Here is an 18,712-nt window from a genome sequence, read left to right as displayed (position 1 = left end):
TAAATAAAAATTAGCCAGGTAATTCTCCTGGCTAACCTTATTTTAAAGTTTTAACTTTTTTTATCATCAAATATCATCATATTTATACTTATTATTATAAGCGGTATAAGTATATAAATGGATGCTGTAGCTGCTGCTACTATTCCTGAATCATTAACTAATAGTGTAACAAAACATCCTACAATAGATGCAACAAATCCTTTAAATAATATAGGATATTTCTTAGCTATTGTTCTAAAGTGTCTAGATGGTCTAAATATAAGTATTCCTATTATACCTATTCCAGCAAGTAAAATATTTACCCATACACTACTTTGAGCTAACTTCATGTTCATTTGTATCTTTCTACCAAATGTCTGAATTATAGCTTCTGGCCCATTTAATAATATTTGTTTTACAAATAATCCTAAATGAGATTCACTTCCTGATACTAAATCTAACACTGCAAATACTACGACTACTACTACTGCAGCTATCCCTAATAGTACAACCTTTTTAAAATCCATTTTAACATCAAATATTAATAATATGAATAATAAATAGGCTACACATTCTGATATAGCTCCACCTACGTTAGCTCCCATTGATGGATATGCACTAGTTATAAGTATAATAAGTGAAAATACTACTACTAACCACTTAGGAATTTTCTTGTAATTTAAAAGTACTGCTAGGGCAAATACTGCTGATGCTATTGTAACACCTTCATATTCATTTCCTATACCATAGTATCTAGCACCAATTATTGCATCATAACTCATTATATTATTTTTCATTAAGTAAGTTCCAAATACAGAGTCAACAGTTATAACAAGTATTGTTAAAAATGCAAAGAATCCCATTTGCTTTAAGTCTTCTTTAAATAACCATCTACCTAAAACATAAAATGCTAACGTTGTTAAAAGTATTCCGCAAGTTATAGTAACTGGTGTTTGTAAGTTAAATATAGGAGCTACTAATAATGATAATGGCATTATTATTCCTAATTTTATAAACTCTTTTAGCACTGAAAATACTTTTTCTTGGTTAGTTATTTTGTCTCTAATAAATATTAAGCACATTGCAACTACCCATGATATAGATATTACACTAACAAATCCGTTTATAACATTTGTTCTTATATCAGCTATTGTAACTATTTTTTCAAATTCATCTGATAAATATTCTACATTATCGTCTTTTTCTATAAGACTATAACTTTTACCTACCATGACATCATTTTTAAGACCAAATTCGTTTAGTATATCTACTCCTATATCTATATTTGCAACTATACCATCTCTTCTTGTTGTAGCTGAAGATAATACACCTTTACTCTCTCCTTTAAACTTAATTATTGGAGATAGTCTTCTTTTATTTTTATAGTCTATATCACTTGGGAATCCACTAGATATATAGACTGTATCATTTTCTCCTACCATTTCAAATACTTCTTTTAAGTATTTATCAATATTTTTATAAACACTCTTTTTCATACTTGAAAATGTATGATCATTTAAATAACTTTTATATAAATCTAGTCTGTACGTGTCTCCTAAATCTATAAATAGAGTATCATTATTTTTATAATTTTCTTTAGTTTCTTTAATTAGTTTATCATAATCAGTTTGTATTCCAAATGGCATACTTGAATTTTTTATGTTTATGTTATCTATATTGCCAGCATCTATTCTACCATACTGGTCCATACAAACTAAACCTAAATCTCTATTTTTTATCAGTTCACCATTTTCAATAATATCTGAATTACCAAGTAAAGCAACTTTTAATTTATTTTCAGATAGTGTTTGACCAAGAGACCCTAGTACTGATCCATATTGACCATTTTCTATGTTTTCATTTATTGATTTATTTATAGTCAGGTCATTTATTTTTTTTGGTGATTTTCCAGTTGCTGCTTTGAAAGTTTCTTTTGCATCTTCATTAATCTCTTCAAAATTAATATTCATTTCGGTTGATACATTAGCTCTACCTCCAGCACCCATACTTGCAAAGGACCTTCTATCATCAGTTCCTTTATCACCTCTTATATTCATAAGACCTATATATCCTCTAGTTGATAGTTCATTTTCTAGAGAAGGTATCTTAAGCATATTTATAAGATTAGTTCTATTCATATCAATAAATATAACTTTGCCTTTTTCATCGGCAAAGCTATACCCAGTAACAGAAACTAATACTAATAAAATTGATGCTAATAATGATACAATCTTTTTTTTCATTAGATTGACCTACTTTCTGTTAAGATAGTACGTGATTACTTCTTCAAGTATCTCATCTCTTTCAAATTTTTTAATTATATTCCTAGCATTTTTATGACTAGTTACATAACTTGAATCACCTGAAAGAAGGTATCCTATAATTTGATTTATAGGGTTATATCCTTTTTCAACTAATGCTTCATATACAACATCTATTGCCTCAGAAACGCTCATTTTATCTTCTGTTATACTTTCAAATTTTGTAGTATAATCTAAATCTTTTTCCATGTTAAAAACCTCCTAAAGTAATTATTTTACTTGTGTTTTAACAACCTCACTTGCATAGTTTAGAGCTTCATCAACTTTATTTATATCAGTTGCTCCCGCTTGTGCCATGTTAGGTCTTCCTCCACCTTTTCCACCAGCTATTTTTGCAACTTCTCTAACTATATTACCTGAATGTATTCCTTTAGTTATTACATCATTTGTAGCAGTAACAACGAAGTTTACTTTATCATCAACTACATTTGCAAGAACTACTACACCAGAATCTAACTTATCTCTTAATTTATCTGCAACTTCTTTAAGTGTATTCATATCCATACCTTCAAACTTAGTAGCTACTAGATTAACTCCATTTATATCTACTTTAGAATCAAGAACTGAGTCTACATTTTGTAAGCTCATCTTAGTTTTTACATCATGTAATTCTTTAGATAAGTTTTTATTTTCTTCTAAAAGATTAGTTACTCTTTGAGCTAAACTATCTTCTTTAGTTTTTAAGTTTGATGAAACTTCAGCTATTAACGCTTCTTTTTCTCTTAAGTATTCATATACTGCTTTACCTGTTATAGCTTCTATTCTTCTAACACCAGCAGCAACTCCACCTTCAGATAATATCTTAAACATTCCTACTTGAGAAGTATTAGTTAAGTGTGTTCCTCCACAAAGTTCTATTGAGAAGTCTCCCATTGAAACAACCCTTACCTCATTACCATACTTTTCGCCAAATAGAGCTGTAGCTCCTTTTTCTTTCGCTTCATTTATAGTCATATTTTCACAATTTATATCTAAAGCTTCTAATATTGCTTCATTTACTTTTTCTTCTATAACTTTTAATTCATCTTTTGTTATAGCTTCAAAATGAGTAACATCAAATCTTAATCTTTCTGGAGTAACAAGTGATCCTGCTTGGTTAACATGATCTCCTAATACTTCTTTTAATACTTTGTGTAATAAGTGAGTAGCACTATGGTTTCTAGCAGAAGCCATTCTTACTTCTTTATTTACTATTGTCTTTAATACTTCACCATTATTTACTTTTCCTGACTTAACAGTTCCTATGTGTTTTATAGTGTTATTAGCACCTTTTCTTGTATCAGTTATTTCTATTACTATATCTTCATCATCATTTACTAAAACTCCACAGTCTCCTGACTGTCCTCCACCTTCTGGGTAGAATGTTGTTTTATCTAGTACTATAACTACATTTTGTCCAGCTTCCGCACTTTCTACTATTTCATTGTCTACAACTATAGCTTTAGCTATCCCTTTATTTTCTAATTCTTTATATCCGTCAAATTCACTAGCAACAGAAGAATCTAATTTAGATAATGGATCTTCTTTCCAACTTTCTCCATCCATATTTCCTCTAGCACTTCTAGCTCTTTCTCTTTGCTTATTCATTTCTTCGTTGAAAGCTTCTTCATCTATTAAAAGATTTTCTTCTTCTAATATTTCTTTAGTTAAATCGATTGGGAATCCATAAGTGTCATATAATTTAAATGCATTTTCTCCACTTAAAGTAGTTTCTTTATTTTCTTTTAACTCAGCTATATAAGAAGCTAGTATTTCACTACCTTGATCTATAGTTTCATTGAATTTTTCTTCTTCTATTCTTATAACTTTTTTGATGTAGCTTTCTTTTTCAACTAGTTCTGGGTAAGCTTCTCCACTTACTTTTATAACTTCATCAACTAATTTGAATAAGAAGTTTTCTTTTATTCCAAGTAACTTTCCATGACGAGCAGCACGTCTTAATAATCTTCTTAGTACATATCCTCTACCTTCATTTGATGGAAGTACTCCATCTGCTACTAAGAAACTTACAGCTCTTATATGGTCAGTTATTATTCTTACAGAAACATCTTTTTTCATGCCTTTTCCATATTCTACATTAGCAGCTTTTTCTATAGCACTTATTATTTGTCTTATTGTATCCACTTCAAATATATTATCAACGTCTTGCATTATACAAGCCATTCTCTCTAATCCCATACCTGTATCTATATTTTTATGCTCTAATTGTCCATAGTTACCATTTTCATCTCTATCAAATTGAGTAAATACATGGTTCCAGAATTCTAAGTATCTATCGCAATCACATCCTGGTTTACAATCTGGATTGTCACATCCATATTCTGGTCCTCTATCATAATGTATTTCTGAACATGGTCCACAAGGTCCTATACCTATTTCCCAGAAGTTATCATCTTTTCCAAGTCTAACTAATCTTTCTTCAGGGAATCCCATTTCTTTTGCCCATAAGTCATATGAATCATCATCTTCTTCGTACACTGTAACCCATATCTTTTCTTCAGGCATATGTAAATGCTCTGTAACGAACTCCCATCCCCATCTTATAGATTCTCTCTTAAAGTAATCTCCAAATGAGAAGTTTCCTAACATTTCAAAGAAAGTACCATGTCTTGCAGTCTTTCCTACATTTTCTATATCACCAGTTCTTATACATTTTTGACAAGTAGTCATTCTTTTACTTGGTGGCACTTCAACTCCTGCAAAGTAGTTTTTAAGTGGTGCCATACCTGAGTTTATAAGTAATAAACTTTTATCGTTATGTGGTACTAAAGACGCACTTTCCTTTACATAGTGACCTTTAGATTCAAAGAATTTTAAGAATTTACTTCTTATTTCATTTAATCCCATTTGTTGCATATTAACATCCTCCTATATATTAAAAATTCGCTTCGATCATATAGACAACAATCTTTAAAAACAGATTCGTTGCTTAAGTCTAGCAGCTGAGATTGTAAATAATCTCTTAGTATATTAAAAAACCTCGCGCCTATAAATAAACTTATAGGGGCGAGGATTATATTCGCGGTACCACCCTAATTATCACAAAATTTGTGACATCTTTGGAAAACCTTAGTTATAACGGAACCACCGACAACCCTTACTAAAATTTCAAGATTGTAACTCAAAGACTGCTTCAATTATTTTATTCTAAGGGCTTGCACCGTATTCCCTCTCTCTGTGAGACATCAAATAATTTACTACTTCTTATCACTGCTTTTCTCTTCTTAAATTATCTATTTTATATTACTAAATTTTTTCAAATTTAGCAATACTATTTTAATACTATTAGTCAATTACTCCTCCACCAATAACAGTATCTCCATCATACATTACAACAGATTGCCCTTTTGTTATTGCCCTTTGAGGTTCATCAAATGCTATTTTTATTTTGCCATTTCTAAGAGAATAAACTGTAGCATCTGCTGGTTTTGCTGAGTACCTAATTTTAGCTTGTACTCTTATAGGTTCATCTATCTTATCAAATGGTATAAAGTTAACATCTTTAGCTATAAGTTCTTTAGAGAATATATCATCATTATCTCCAAGTATAACAGTGTTTTTCTTAGCATTGATATCAACTACAAACATAGGCTTACCAAATGCTATTCCTAACCCTTTTCTTTGACCTATAGTATAGTTTACTATACCATTATGTTTTCCTAATACATTACCGTTAGTATCTACAAAATATCCGTCTTCAATTCTTTTTTTCGAATGTTTTTTAACATATCCAGCGTAGTCATTATCCTTTACGAAACATATTTCTTGACTATCTGGCTTATTATGGACATCCATACCCATCTCTTTTGCTATTTCTCTTACTCTATCTTTTTCAAACTCTCCTATTGGTAGTAGTGTATGTTCTAATTGCTCTTGAGTAAGGTTATATAATGCATAAGTTTGGTCTTTTTTATCCGTAACTGATTTTTTAAGTAAGTATCTACCAGTTTCTTCATCTTTTTCTATTTTAGCATAATGTCCAGTGGCTACATAATCACATCCTATTTGACGAGCTTTTTTAAAGAAATCATCAAACTTTATATGCTTATTACACGCTATACATGGATTAGGTGTTCTTCCGTTTAAATATTCATCTATAAAAGGCTCTATTACCTTTTGCTTAAATACATCACTAAAGTTTAATACATAAAAAGGTATACCTATTTTTTCTGCAACCTTTCTAGCATCTTCTACTGCTGCTAGTGAACAACATCCACCTTCATTTTCTATTAAATCATCATCTTCATCATCTTGCCATAGTTTCATAGTAACCCCTATGACATCATATCCTTGTTTTTTTAGTAGATATGCAGCTACTGAACTATCTACTCCTCCGCTCATTCCTATCATTACTCTTTTGCTCATAAAATCACCTCATTCTTTATATTATATATATTTTACTTATTTTTTTAAAGACTAAAATTCGTTACCCTCATTTTGCTAACAAGCAAAAGTAATTCACTCGCAGTTTGTTCAAAATAAATATATCGATCAAATCTGGTTAAAAATTAATATCCCTTTTAAGTATTTTACCTAAAAGGGATATTGTAATCTAAATTATTTATTTAGGATTTATTCTTCTTCCTCTATATCATGGTGATGATCATGATCATCATCTATTACTACGCCATCTAATTCTGGTATGTGTATATTGTTCTTTTTAGCGTAATCTATTAATGCAGCTTTTATAGCTTGTTCTGCTAAAACTGAACAGTGCATTTTTACTGGTGGTAATCCATCTAATGCTTCTGCAACAGCTTTATTAGTTACATCTAACGCTTCATGTATAGTTTTTCCTTTTACCATTTCTGTAGCCATTGATGAACTAGCTATTGCTGATCCACATCCAAAAGTTTTAAACTTAACATCTTTTATTATTTCATTTTCTATATCAAGATATATTCTCATTATATCTCCACATTTAGCATTTCCAACTTCACCTATTCCACTTGCATTTTCTATTTCTCCAACATTTCTTGGGCTCATGAAATGATCCATAACTTTATCACTATATGGGTTCATATTTTTATCCTCCTATATACTCATTAATTTACAGTATTTTTATTATTTGTTTTTATTTTTTATTTGGTCATAAAGAGGTGACATACTTCTTAATCTCTCTATCACTGGTGGTAAATTTTCTATTATATAATCTATATCGTCTTCTGTTGTAAAATCTCCTACTGTAAGTCTAAGTGACCCATGAGCTCTTTCATGAGGTAGACCTATAGCCATTAGTACATGTGATGGATCTAATGATCCTGAAGTACAAGCTGATCCACTTGATGCAGCTATACCTAACATGTCTAGCATTAAAAGTATTCCTTCACCTTCTATAAACTCAAATCCAAAGTTTACATTTCCAGGTAGTCTATTTTCTAAACTACCATTCACTGTTGTATATGGTATATTTTTTAATATTCCATCTATTAATTTAGTTCTTAATTTTGTTAAAGAAGCTACGTGGTTATCCATATTTGCTTTAGCCATTTCACAAGCTTTTCCATATCCAACTATTGATGGTATATTTTCAGTTCCTGCTCTTCTTCTTCTTTCTTGCGCTCCACCATGAACAAATGTATGAAGCTTAGTTCCTGCTTTAATGTATAAAGCTCCTATACCTTTTGGTCCATATATCTTGTGTGAAGACATACTCATTAAGTCTATGTTTAATTCCTTAACATCTATATTAATATTTCCTGCTGCTTGAACTGCATCAGTATGGAATAATACTTTATGAGCTTTAGCTATTTCACCAATTTCTTTTATTGGTTGTATAGTTCCTATTTCATTATTTGCAAACATTATAGTTATTAATATTGTAGTATCTTTTATTGAATCTTCTAATTGCTTAAGGTCTATTTTACCTTCAGAGTCAACATCTAAGTAAGTTATTTCAAATCCATGATACTTCTCTAAATATTCACATGTATGAAGCACAGCATGATGTTCTACTTTTGATGTTATTATGTGATTTCCTTTAGCTTTGTTAGCATATGCTACACCTTCTATTGCCCAGTTATCACTTTCTGTTCCACCTGCTGTGAAATATATTTCATTTGGCTTTGCATTTACTAAGTTAGCCACTTGCCCTCTAGCTTTATCTAAAGCATTTTTTGCTTCTCTTCCGAATGTATGAAAACTAGATGCGTTTCCAAAATAATCTGTTAAATATGGCATCATTTCATCTAATACTTCTTTTTTTACAGGAGTTGTCGCAGAATAATCCATATATAATCTTCTTTTTTCCATTTTTATTCGTCTCCCTATCTATTTTATAATTAAATTAGTTATATCATTTTCTAGTCTACTTTTGTTGTAATCATTTATCATGTCCTGAAGAGTGATTGAATTTACAACTTCGTCTATACCCTTTTTCATCTTTTCCCAAACTACCTTCGTGACACACATGCTTGAGTTTTCACATACATCTTCATCTAATACACAATCTGATAAAGATATTGGCCCTTCAAGTACTGTCAATATATCTCCAACTGTAATATCCTTGGCTTCTTTTCCTAACAAATATCCACCTTGAGATCCCCTTACACTTTTAACTAAGCCAGATTTTTTTAACTTAGAAAATATTTGCTCTAAGTATTGATCCGAGACATTTTGCTTCTTCGCAATAAATTTTAAGGGCACAGGACCGTCGCCTTGATTAAGCGAAAGTTCAAACATGGCCTTAAGTCCATATCTACCTTTAGTCGATAACTTCATATTTTATCACCCTTTATTTGAAATCTAATTCATACTATTTTAGTATGAATTATCTACAAAACAATTTTATTATATCATAGTATTTTTGTCAAGATTAAATTCCAACTAATTTACTATGATTTAAAATCAAAAATTTAGCCATATAATTTTAAGATAAATTATCTTAGCTATACTACATTTTTACCCGATATTTTAGTTTTTAATCTAAAAAATAAAATAAAACTGCCTAATTTTTTTAGGCAGTTTTATTTACTATAAAGCAGATGCTCCTAATATACCAGCATCGTTTTTAAATTTAGCTATAACGATTTCTCCAATCCCAGCACCATCAAATGGAAGATGCTTTTTAATTTGTTCACTTAGACCTTCTAACATTATATCACTGGCATTTGAAACTCCTCCTCCAATTGATATAACTTCTGGATCTATAAAGTTTATAATATTAGCAATCCCCATAGCTAAATATTTTTTAAATCTAGATACAACTTCTATTGCTACTTCATCATTTTCTTTATATGAATCAAATACCATTTTTGCAGTTATATTGTTTACATCATTATCTGCTTTTTCAATTATTATTGTTTTTCTTCCTTCTTCTATTAATTTTCTAGCATACTTTATTATTGCTGTAGCTGAACAAAAAGTTTCAAAACATCCATTGTTACCACAATTGCAATCAAAGTAATTGCTAGATACCATCATATGTCCGATTTCTGCACCTATTCCGTTAGCTCCTGTAATAAGTTTACCGTTTATTACAACGCCTCCACCTATTCCAGTCCCTAAAGTTATCATAACTCCACTTTCATAGCCTTTCATGCTTCCATATGCATATTCGGCAAGTGCAGCAACATTAGCATCGTTTCCTACCTTTACTCTAGTATTTGAAAACTTTTCTTTTATTTTAGGTACAACTAATGCATTTTTTAACCCTAGATTTACACATGTTACTCCTCCATTTTTTGCAACAACTCCAGGGAATCCTATACCTATTGTATTTATTTCTTTAATATCGATATTATTATTATTTAAAATAGTAGTTATTAATTCGATTATATCATCAGCTAGTTTATCTAATCCGCCTTGTCTATCTGTTTCTTTGCTAAGCTTACTAATAATTTCTCCATTATTAACAATACCAGCCTTTATGCTCATTCCTCCAACGTCTATCCCTATATTATACATACTCTCCTCCTAAGCTTCCCTTGATTAACGAAAATGTTTTCTTCAATAAATCCATTATACAATAATATATTTTATATTAACATTAAATTTTTAACAATCTTTTCAAATTTAAATTACCTATATCCTATGCTCCAAAAACCAATATTTTCAAATCCTAACTTTTTATATATTTTTCCTGCTTCTTCATTATCATAAAAGAGACATGGTATCTTTCCTTCACTTAATAATTCATTACAGATTCTTACTATACATCTAGTAGCAAGCCCTTTATTCCTGAAATTTGGATGTGTTCCTACCCCAACTATCATTGCATGAGTTTTATTTTCTGAAGTACTCTTCGCCATAGCTACTACCTGCTTATTAACTTCTATACAATATCCTCTTCCAGTTTTTAATCCATTTTTTATACAATCTATATTTGTATTTTCAAATTCATCAATTAATTCGTATAATCTTACTATTCTTTTTAGGTTGCCAAATCTTACTTTTTTAACTTTTATCCTTGATGATCTATGTATATATGGTATCTCTTTGTCTAACTTACTTAGATTGACAGTTCTTATTTTCCTTAAGTCAATCCTATTTGATAGTTGACTTATTATTTCTGATTTTCCACTTATTTCGCAGTAATCTAATCTATTAATTAAGTTCATAAATTTATCTATATTAAATTTAGAATAAGAATAAACTATAATAAAATCAAAGTACTTTGCTAAAATCCCTTCTAGCTCTCCATCCCTATTTATATCTCCCCAGATATTAAAAAAATAATTATTATAACCATATCTATCTATGTCCCCTATTATAAATAGATTAAATTCGGGCTCTTTTTTTAAATACTTCATCAATTTATCATTATAAGTATTATCAAGCTTTACAATCATAACCATTCCCCCTGACATGAACAGTTGCTAAGTATATCTATTCATAAATAAAATTTATACTATATATTTTATAGTAGATATTTTATTATATGATTCATTTTTTAATTATCTCCTTTATTTTTTAATGTTGCATAAAAATTCATTTTATAATATGTAATATACTACAATTAATAATGCTTAAAATTATAGTCATTTTATATGTAAAAAATAGAGATAAATTAAAATCTACCTCTACAAAGTTTTATTATTTATATTAAACTACTTCTTTATTTTTTAATTCTACTGTATGTAAATCTTAAAATTCACCTTCTTTGCTTATTTACTCTTAAAAAGTTACTATATCAACAATTTTATTTATCTCCATAACTACTATTTCATCATACTTACTTAATATACCTTCTGTTAATTTATGAGTTACTATTATTATAAAAATTTACATTAAAAAGGTGCTTTCTTTATATTTAAAAGATAGCACCTTTTATACAATACAATTTATCAAAGTTTTAATTTAAACTTTTCAACTTCCATGTTTATTTCATAATTGCATATTTTATTTATAGCTAATCTCTATTTTTTACACTATCCCAATAGTGTTCAAAAGACTTTTCGTTTTTATTCTCTCCTGGGATATAATACTTTTTATCTTTTATTGCATCAGGTAAGTATTGTTGCTTTATATAATGATTAGGATAATTATGTGGATACTTATAGTCTACTCCTCTACCCAAATCTTTAGCTCCAGCATAATGTGCATCTTTTAGATGAAGTGGAATATCTCCTATTTCTATATTATCTAAATCTGATAATGCATTTTCTATAGCCATAACAGCTGAATTTGATTTAGGACATTGTGCTAAATATATTGTAGCTTGTGCTAATGGTATTCTAGCCTCTGGAAAACCTAATTGAAGAGCTGCTGAAACACATGCTTCTGTTATAGTTATAGCTTGTGGAACAGCAAGTCCTACATCTTCACTTGCAACACAGAGTAGTCTTCTAGTAATATTTTGTATATCCCCTGCTTTTACAAGTCTAGCTAAGTAATGAATTGATGCATCTATATCAGACCCTCTCAGAGACTTATGAAATGCAGATAATATAGAATATCCATCATCTCCACCTTTATCATAACTTAGCATTTTTACACTTGAAGATTCTATAACATTTTGAGCAGTTATATTTACGGAATTAGAAGGTATATCTATTCCTAAATTAAAAACTAATTCTAATTTATTTAATGCACTTCTCATATCACCATTACAGGACTCTGATATGTATTCTATCGCTTTTTCTTCAACATTAATATCTTTATCCTCATATATAACTTTAATCTTATCTACGGCATTTTTAAGCCCTTTTAGTATATCTCTTTTTTCTATAGTTTTAAATTCAAATATAGTACTTCTACTTAAAATGGCTTTATACACTACAAAGTATGGGTTGTCAGCAGTGCTTGCTATTAAAGTTACAGATCCCTCTTCAATTACTTCAAGTAACGATTGTTGCTGTTTTCTATTTAATGCCTGAATCTCATCTAACATTAAAATTATACCATTATAAGAAAATAAATCTCTTTTACTTGCATCTATTGCTTCTTTTATTTCTTTTACACCACAATTTACTGCATTTAATTTTATATATTTTTTTCCTGTAACATTAGCTATAATATTTGCCAATGTTGTTTTACCTGTTCCTGGAGGTCCATATAGAATCATATTAGGAATAGTATTATTTTCTATAAGTTTATTAATAACTTTACCTTTACCTATTATATGACTTTGACCTACCATGTCTTCTATTTGATGCGGTCTTAATTTATCTGCTAAAGGTTGCATAATCTCACCCTTTCATAAAATATATCTATAATTAAATAAAAGGCATCTACTTAAAAATAGATACCTTTTTATATTTAGTGATTATTTTTTAGTTTTTTAAGTTCTTCAATAAGCTTATCATTAAGTACTTTTATATGTGTACCTTTCATACCTAAAGATCTTGATTCTATAACCCCTGCACTTTCAAATTTTCTAAGGGCATTAACTATAACAGATCTAGTTATACCAACTCTATCTGCTATTTTACTTGCAACAAGTAATCCTTCTTTTCCATCTAACTCTTCAAATATATGCTCCACAGCTTCAAGTTCGGAGTAAGATAATGTACCTATAGCCATTTGAACTACAGCTTTCTTTCTCATTTCTTCCTCTAACTCTTCACCTATGGCTCGTAATATTTCAAGTCCAACTACTGTTGCACTATATTCAGCTATAACTAAATCATCATCTGTAAATCTTTCACCATATCTTGAAAGAACTAATGTTCCAAGTCTTTGTCCACTACCTAATATAGGTACTATAGTATTATTTTTATCTAATCTATTATGTTCTTCTGGGAACATTCCTAATAGATCTTCACCAGTTACATTTTCTAATGTTTCATTAATTTTTAATAAATTTTTAGTATATTCATCTGGGAATTTTTTTTGTTTAGTAATTTCATCTTCTATAACTGAGCTATCATTAGCATCGTTAAGGTATAATCCTAAAACCTTCCCTTTACTACTTAATACGTATGCGTTTGCATTTAATACTTCTCCTAATGCTCCGGCTAATAAATTAAAAGAGACATTGCTTCCACTACTTGATTGTAGTGTTTGATTTATTTTTCTTGTTTTTTTTAACATTTCACTTGCCATTTATATTCATCTCCTCATAAAAGTCAGGCATCTTAAAACCTATTTTATTATTTAAGTATTTCTAATTTGTTTAACAAAAATTTCAATTGTTTCTAAATCATGCACTTGAAATGTTATCACAAATTTCTGTCTTTTTCAATATGATTACTAGTATTTGTCTATTTTTCTATATTTTCATCTGATACCTCTTTATTTTCCTTGATAGTGCCTTTATTACAGTCCTTATCAGAACAAATTATTTTAGTTTCAGACTTAGTTACTTTCTCTATCATATAAGATCCACATTTATCACAAACTTCCCCTGTAGGCTTATTCCATGCTATAAAATCGCACTCTGGGTAATTGGAACATCCATAAAAAGCCTTACCTTTTTTAGACTTTCTAAGAATTATATCTCCTTCATGACATTTTGGACATTTTACTCCTACTTTATTTACAAGAGGTTTTGTAGTTTTGCATTCTGGATAGTTTTTACATGCCATGAATTTTCCAAATCTACCATATTTGATAACCATGTTTTCTCCACAGTTTTCACATATTTCATCTGTTTCTTCATCCATATTTATCTTTTCTATGCTTTCTATTGCTATTTCTATAGCTTCTCTAAGTGGTTCATATGCATCTGATACAACTTTTTTCCATTCAATATGGCCTTCTTCTATTTCATCTAGTTGATTTTCCATTTGTGCTGTAAAGTCAACATCTATAAATTTTTGGAAGTTATTTTCTAATATATCAGTTACTATTATCCCTAATTCTGTAGGACAAAGGCTTGTTCCTTGTTTTTCAACATACTCTCTATTAAGTATTGTAGTTATTGTTGGTGCATAAGTACTTGGTCTTCCTATTCCTAATTCTTCAAGTGTCTTTACTAAACTAGCTTCTGTAAATCTTGCTGGAGGATTAGTAAAGTGTTGAAGTTGAATTATATTTTCTAAGCTAAGCATATCACCTTCTTTAACATCTGGTAATATCTTATCCTCTCTATCTGTAAAATTATAGATTTTAGTGTATCCATCAAATTTCATTTTAGATCCAGTTGCTTTAAATATATAGTTTCCTATTTGACATTCTAGGTTTAGTATATCAAATACAGAGTCTTCCATTTGACTTGCTACAAACCTTCTCCAAATTAAGTTATATAGTTTATATTGATCTTTACTCAAATAACTTTTTATACTATCTGGAGTTTTATCAACATAAGTTGGCCTTATAGCCTCATGGGCATCTTGTACTTTTTTAGTTTCTTTCTTCTCTTTTTTCTCAGCAGTATTTTTGTAATAATTTTCTCCTATTTCATCTAGTATATAAGCTTTTGATTTTTCTTTCGCTTCATCAGAGATTCTCTTTGAATCAGTTCTTATATAAGATATAAGACCTATAGTTTCTTTATCTATATCTATACCTTCGTATAATTCTTGTGCTATGCTCATAGTCTTTTTAGTTGTAAAAGATAATTTGTTTGCAGCCTCTTGTTGAAGCATACTTGTTGTAAATGGCTTTGGTGCTGCTTTTTTTCTTGATTTAGATTCTATAGATACTACATCTAAATTCTTGTCTTTAATATCAGCTAAAATTTCATTTACCATTTCTTCATTTTCTATTTCAATTTTTTTATTATCTTTTCCATAGAATTTTAAGCTTATATCTTCATTATTTGAAGTTTTTGCATCTAAATCTATAGTCCAATATTCAACAGGTATAAATGCTTTTATTTCTTTTTCTCTATCACAAATTAATTTTGTTGTTACTGACTGAACTCTACCTGCACTAAGTCCTTTTCTTACCTTTAGCCAAAGTATTGGACTTATTTGATATCCTAGTAATCTATCTAAAACCCTTCTAGCTTGCTGTGCATCAACTAGGCTTATATCTATATTTCTCGGACTTTTTATAGCTTTCTTTATAGCATCTTTAGTTATTTCGTTAAACTCTATTCTACATTCATCTTTTTCATCTAAATCTAATATATGAGCTAAATGCCATGATATAGCTTCACCTTCTCTATCTGGATCGGTTGCTAGATATACTTTTTTAGATTTTTTTGCTTCTTTTTTTAATTCTTTTATTACATCGCCCTTACCTCTTATGTTTATATACTGTGGATCAAAATTATTTTCTATATCCACGCCTAATTTACTTTTTGGTAAATCCCTTACATGACCAACCGAAGCTTTTACGGTATAATGACCTTTTCCTAAAAACTTTTCTATGGTTTTAGCTTTTGCAGGCGATTCTACGATGACTAATGTTTTGGCCATAAAACCACACACCCCCACTATCTATGTTATTTATACATTTAAACTGTATTTTTTATTATTCATTTCTATTAATACATCATTTAGTACTAGTTCACTTAAAATTGTATTTACAGATTTTATTTCCATTCTAGTATTATCACAAATTTCATCTATATGCAAGACACCTTTATATTTTAAGGTCTCTATTACTTTAATACTTTCTTTACTTAATTTTATATTATCATAATTTTTCCAATTTTCTTTAAATTTTATACTAGTTATTTCATATTCATTTAAAATATCTTCTATACCATCTATTAACTTTGCACCTTCTTTTATAATTTTATGGCAACCTTTACTCATATGAGAATTTATATTTCCAGGAACCGCAAATACATTCTTACCTTGCTCTAATGCAAATTCAACTGTAATTAAAGATCCACTTTTTTCAGCGGCTTCAACCACTATAACACCACTGCTTAGACCACTCATAATTCTATTTCTATTTGCAAAATTACTTCTGTAAACATTTTCATCTATGTTATATTCAGACAATATTAGACCTCCATCATCTAATATTTTATTTGCTAATTTTATATTAGATTTTGGTAATGGATTATCAACCGAAGATGCAAAAACTGATATAGTCTTTGAGCTTCCTTCTATTGCTCCTAGATGACAGTATGAATCTATTCCAACAGCTAAACCGCTTATTATATTTATTCCTGCATCTGATAATTTTTTACTAATATTTTTTGCACAATGAATACCGTAATCTGTCGGTTTTCGACTTCCAACCATAGCCAAACTCATTTTATTAGCTATATTTATATCACCTTTATAAAATAATACTTTCGGTGCATCATATATGTATTTTAAATTAGTAGGATAATTTTCATCCTCAGTACAAACATATTCTATAGATTTGTTGTATAAATTTTCCTTAATTCTGTCTAAGTATGCAAGACTTTTATATTTTACTATATTTTCTTTAATATTTGTATTTATATTTTTTAAATCATGTATTTCCTTATCTGATGCATTTATTAAATTCTCAATATCTAAAATGTTATTTTCTATTAATTCTATAGTATTATTAGTTACTCCTCTTATTGACTTTAACCACAGATATATATCTCTTTTTTCCATATTTATCTCCTATTTAAAATACGTATAATATGCTTTTCTAAAAGAAAAAGCCTCCATTATATGATTATTATTTATAAAATTACTACCTTCTAAATCAGCTATAGTTCTTGCTACTTTTATAAGTTTTGTGTAACTCCTATTACTTAATTTATATTTATTTAATATTAATTTAGTAGTAGATAAAGCTTCATCATTTAATTTACAATAAGTTAAAATTTCAGATGATTTTATTTCATCATTAGTTTTTATACCTTTATTTTCAAATCTCATATTTTGGATTTCTCTTGCTTTTTGCACTCTTTCTTTTATAATTTTTGAACTTTCAGAATTAGTATTATTATTTAACTCATCATAAGATACTGAATTTACCTCTATAAAAATATCAAATCTATCTAATAATGGACCTGATATCTTATTTTTATATCTATCTATATCAAAAGTTCTACATGTACATTCATTTTCAGACTTATAATACCCACATGGGCATGGATTCATAGCTCCTACTAAAAGTAGGTTGCAAGGATATTTCATATTGTATTTTATTCTAGATATATTTATATACTTATCTTCTATTGGTTGTCTTAATGTTTCTAAAATTTTCCTATCAAATTCGGCCATTTCATCTAAAAATAACACTCCTCTATGTGCTAAAACTACTTCACCTGGCTTAGCATTAACACCGCCACCTACTAAAGCCTGTCTTGTTGATGTATGGTGAGGAGATCTAAATGGCCTTTTATAAACTATTCCTTCATTTTCATCAAGTAGTCCTGATGCACTATATATCTTAGTAACTTCTATCATTTCATCTTTTTTTATATCTGGTAAAATTGTTCTTATTCTTTTAGCAATCATTGTTTTTCCTGAGCCAGGAGGCCCTACCATTAATATATTATGATTTCCTGCAGCAGCTATTTCTGCTCCTCTTTTTACAAAGTAGTTTCCACATACATCTTTAAAATCTTCATCATAATCATTTCCTTTGTTATCTTTATTTAAATTAACAATATCTTTATTATCAATATTAAATTCACCATTTAAAAACGCTATACATTCCTTTAAGCTTTTAACTGGTATTATATCTATATCATCTATAAATGAACTTTCCACTAAATTATCTGATGGTATAAAAATCTTTTTTATTCCTTGTTCTTTAGCACTTATAACTATAGGTAAAATCCCTCTAACTTTTCTTAAGCTTCCATCTAATGATAATTCTCCGACAAATAGACTTTCATTTATGTACTTTTCATCCTTTTTTATAGCCTGTCTAAGTATTCCTATACATATAGACAAATCAAGGAAAGAGCCTTGTTTTTTCATATCTGCAGGTGATAAATTTACTACTATTCTAGAGTTTGGAAAGCTATATCCACTATTTATTATTGCTGACTTAACCCTATCTCTCGCCTCTTTTATCTCTGTACTTGCAAGACCTACTATACTAAAGCAAGGTATACCATTTGCTATATCAACCTCTACTTTTATTAAAAATCCTTCTATTCCTATTAAATTACTTGAATTAATTATACTCAGCAT

14 protein-coding genes and 1 other annotated feature are annotated in these 18,712 nt (G+C 28.9%); all 14 genes read right to left on the bottom strand.

Annotated elements, in window-relative coordinates; translation table 11 throughout:
- Positions 1–50: 50 nt before the first annotated feature.
- The gene (locus JNUCC81_RS04520) at positions 51–2,222 is read right to left on the bottom strand and encodes a hypothetical protein (protein ID WP_454095484.1); all 2,172 of its coding nucleotides are present in this window, start codon (positions 2,220–2,222) and stop codon (positions 51–53) included.
- A gap of 9 nt (positions 2,223–2,231) precedes the next feature.
- Positions 2,232–2,489 (bottom strand): IreB family regulatory phosphoprotein, encoded by a 258-nt coding sequence (locus tag JNUCC81_RS04515; protein ID WP_208332000.1) that lies wholly within the window; start codon positions 2,487–2,489, stop codon positions 2,232–2,234.
- A 21-nt stretch (positions 2,490–2,510) separates the two neighbouring features.
- Complete coding sequence (gene alaS / locus JNUCC81_RS04510) at positions 2,511–5,156, bottom strand: alanine--tRNA ligase (protein WP_454095483.1); 2,646 nt, start codon at positions 5,154–5,156, stop codon at positions 2,511–2,513.
- A 143-nt stretch (positions 5,157–5,299) separates the two neighbouring features.
- Positions 5,300–5,520, bottom strand: a binding site (T-box leader).
- 65 nt (positions 5,521–5,585) lie between these two features.
- A complete protein-coding gene (gene mnmA / locus JNUCC81_RS04505) occupies positions 5,586–6,665 on the bottom strand; it encodes a tRNA 2-thiouridine(34) synthase MnmA (protein ID WP_454095482.1) in 1,080 nt (359 codons plus the stop codon).
- Positions 6,666–6,872: 207 nt separating this feature from the next.
- On the bottom strand, positions 6,873–7,322 hold the full coding sequence (gene nifU, locus JNUCC81_RS04500; RefSeq protein WP_454095481.1) for a Fe-S cluster assembly scaffold protein NifU: 450 nt from the start codon (positions 7,320–7,322) through the stop codon (positions 6,873–6,875).
- 42 nt (positions 7,323–7,364) lie between these two features.
- The gene (nifS, locus tag JNUCC81_RS04495) at positions 7,365–8,552 is read right to left on the bottom strand and encodes a cysteine desulfurase NifS (RefSeq protein ID WP_454095480.1); all 1,188 of its coding nucleotides are present in this window, start codon (positions 8,550–8,552) and stop codon (positions 7,365–7,367) included.
- An 18-nt stretch (positions 8,553–8,570) separates the two neighbouring features.
- Positions 8,571–9,020 carry an RrF2 family transcriptional regulator gene (locus tag JNUCC81_RS04490; protein ID WP_454095479.1) on the bottom strand — a complete coding sequence of 150 codons (450 nt, stop codon included), beginning with the start codon at positions 9,018–9,020 and terminating at the stop codon, positions 8,571–8,573.
- Between the two features lie 252 nt (positions 9,021–9,272).
- On the bottom strand, positions 9,273–10,205 hold the full coding sequence (locus JNUCC81_RS04485) for an ROK family protein (RefSeq protein WP_454095478.1): 933 nt from the start codon (positions 10,203–10,205) through the stop codon (positions 9,273–9,275).
- Between the two features lie 113 nt (positions 10,206–10,318).
- Positions 10,319–11,089: a GNAT family N-acetyltransferase gene (locus JNUCC81_RS04480; RefSeq protein ID WP_454095477.1), complete on the bottom strand. Its 771-nt coding sequence runs from the start codon at positions 11,087–11,089 to the stop codon at positions 10,319–10,321.
- Positions 11,090–11,649: 560 nt separating this feature from the next.
- A complete protein-coding gene (locus tag JNUCC81_RS04475) occupies positions 11,650–12,924 on the bottom strand; it encodes a replication-associated recombination protein A (RefSeq protein ID WP_454095476.1) in 1,275 nt (424 codons plus the stop codon).
- 74 nt (positions 12,925–12,998) lie between these two features.
- Complete coding sequence (gene codY / locus JNUCC81_RS04470) at positions 12,999–13,784, bottom strand: GTP-sensing pleiotropic transcriptional regulator CodY (RefSeq protein ID WP_454095475.1); 786 nt, start codon at positions 13,782–13,784, stop codon at positions 12,999–13,001.
- A 158-nt stretch (positions 13,785–13,942) separates the two neighbouring features.
- On the bottom strand, positions 13,943–16,045 hold the full coding sequence (gene topA, locus JNUCC81_RS04465) for a type I DNA topoisomerase (protein WP_454095474.1): 2,103 nt from the start codon (positions 16,043–16,045) through the stop codon (positions 13,943–13,945).
- Positions 16,046–16,075: 30 nt separating this feature from the next.
- Positions 16,076–17,173, bottom strand: coding sequence for a DNA-processing protein DprA (gene dprA, locus JNUCC81_RS04460; RefSeq protein ID WP_454095473.1), 1,098 nt, complete (start codon positions 17,171–17,173; stop codon positions 16,076–16,078).
- A 9-nt stretch (positions 17,174–17,182) separates the two neighbouring features.
- Positions 17,183–18,712 carry a YifB family Mg chelatase-like AAA ATPase gene (locus JNUCC81_RS04455; protein WP_454095472.1) on the bottom strand — a complete coding sequence of 510 codons (1,530 nt, stop codon included), beginning with the start codon at positions 18,710–18,712 and terminating at the stop codon, positions 17,183–17,185.

It is taken from the genome of Faecalimicrobium sp. JNUCC 81 (assembly GCF_053667625.1).
The sequence above is the reverse complement of the archived record's forward strand: the minus strand, read 5'-3'. Positions and strand labels throughout refer to the sequence as shown.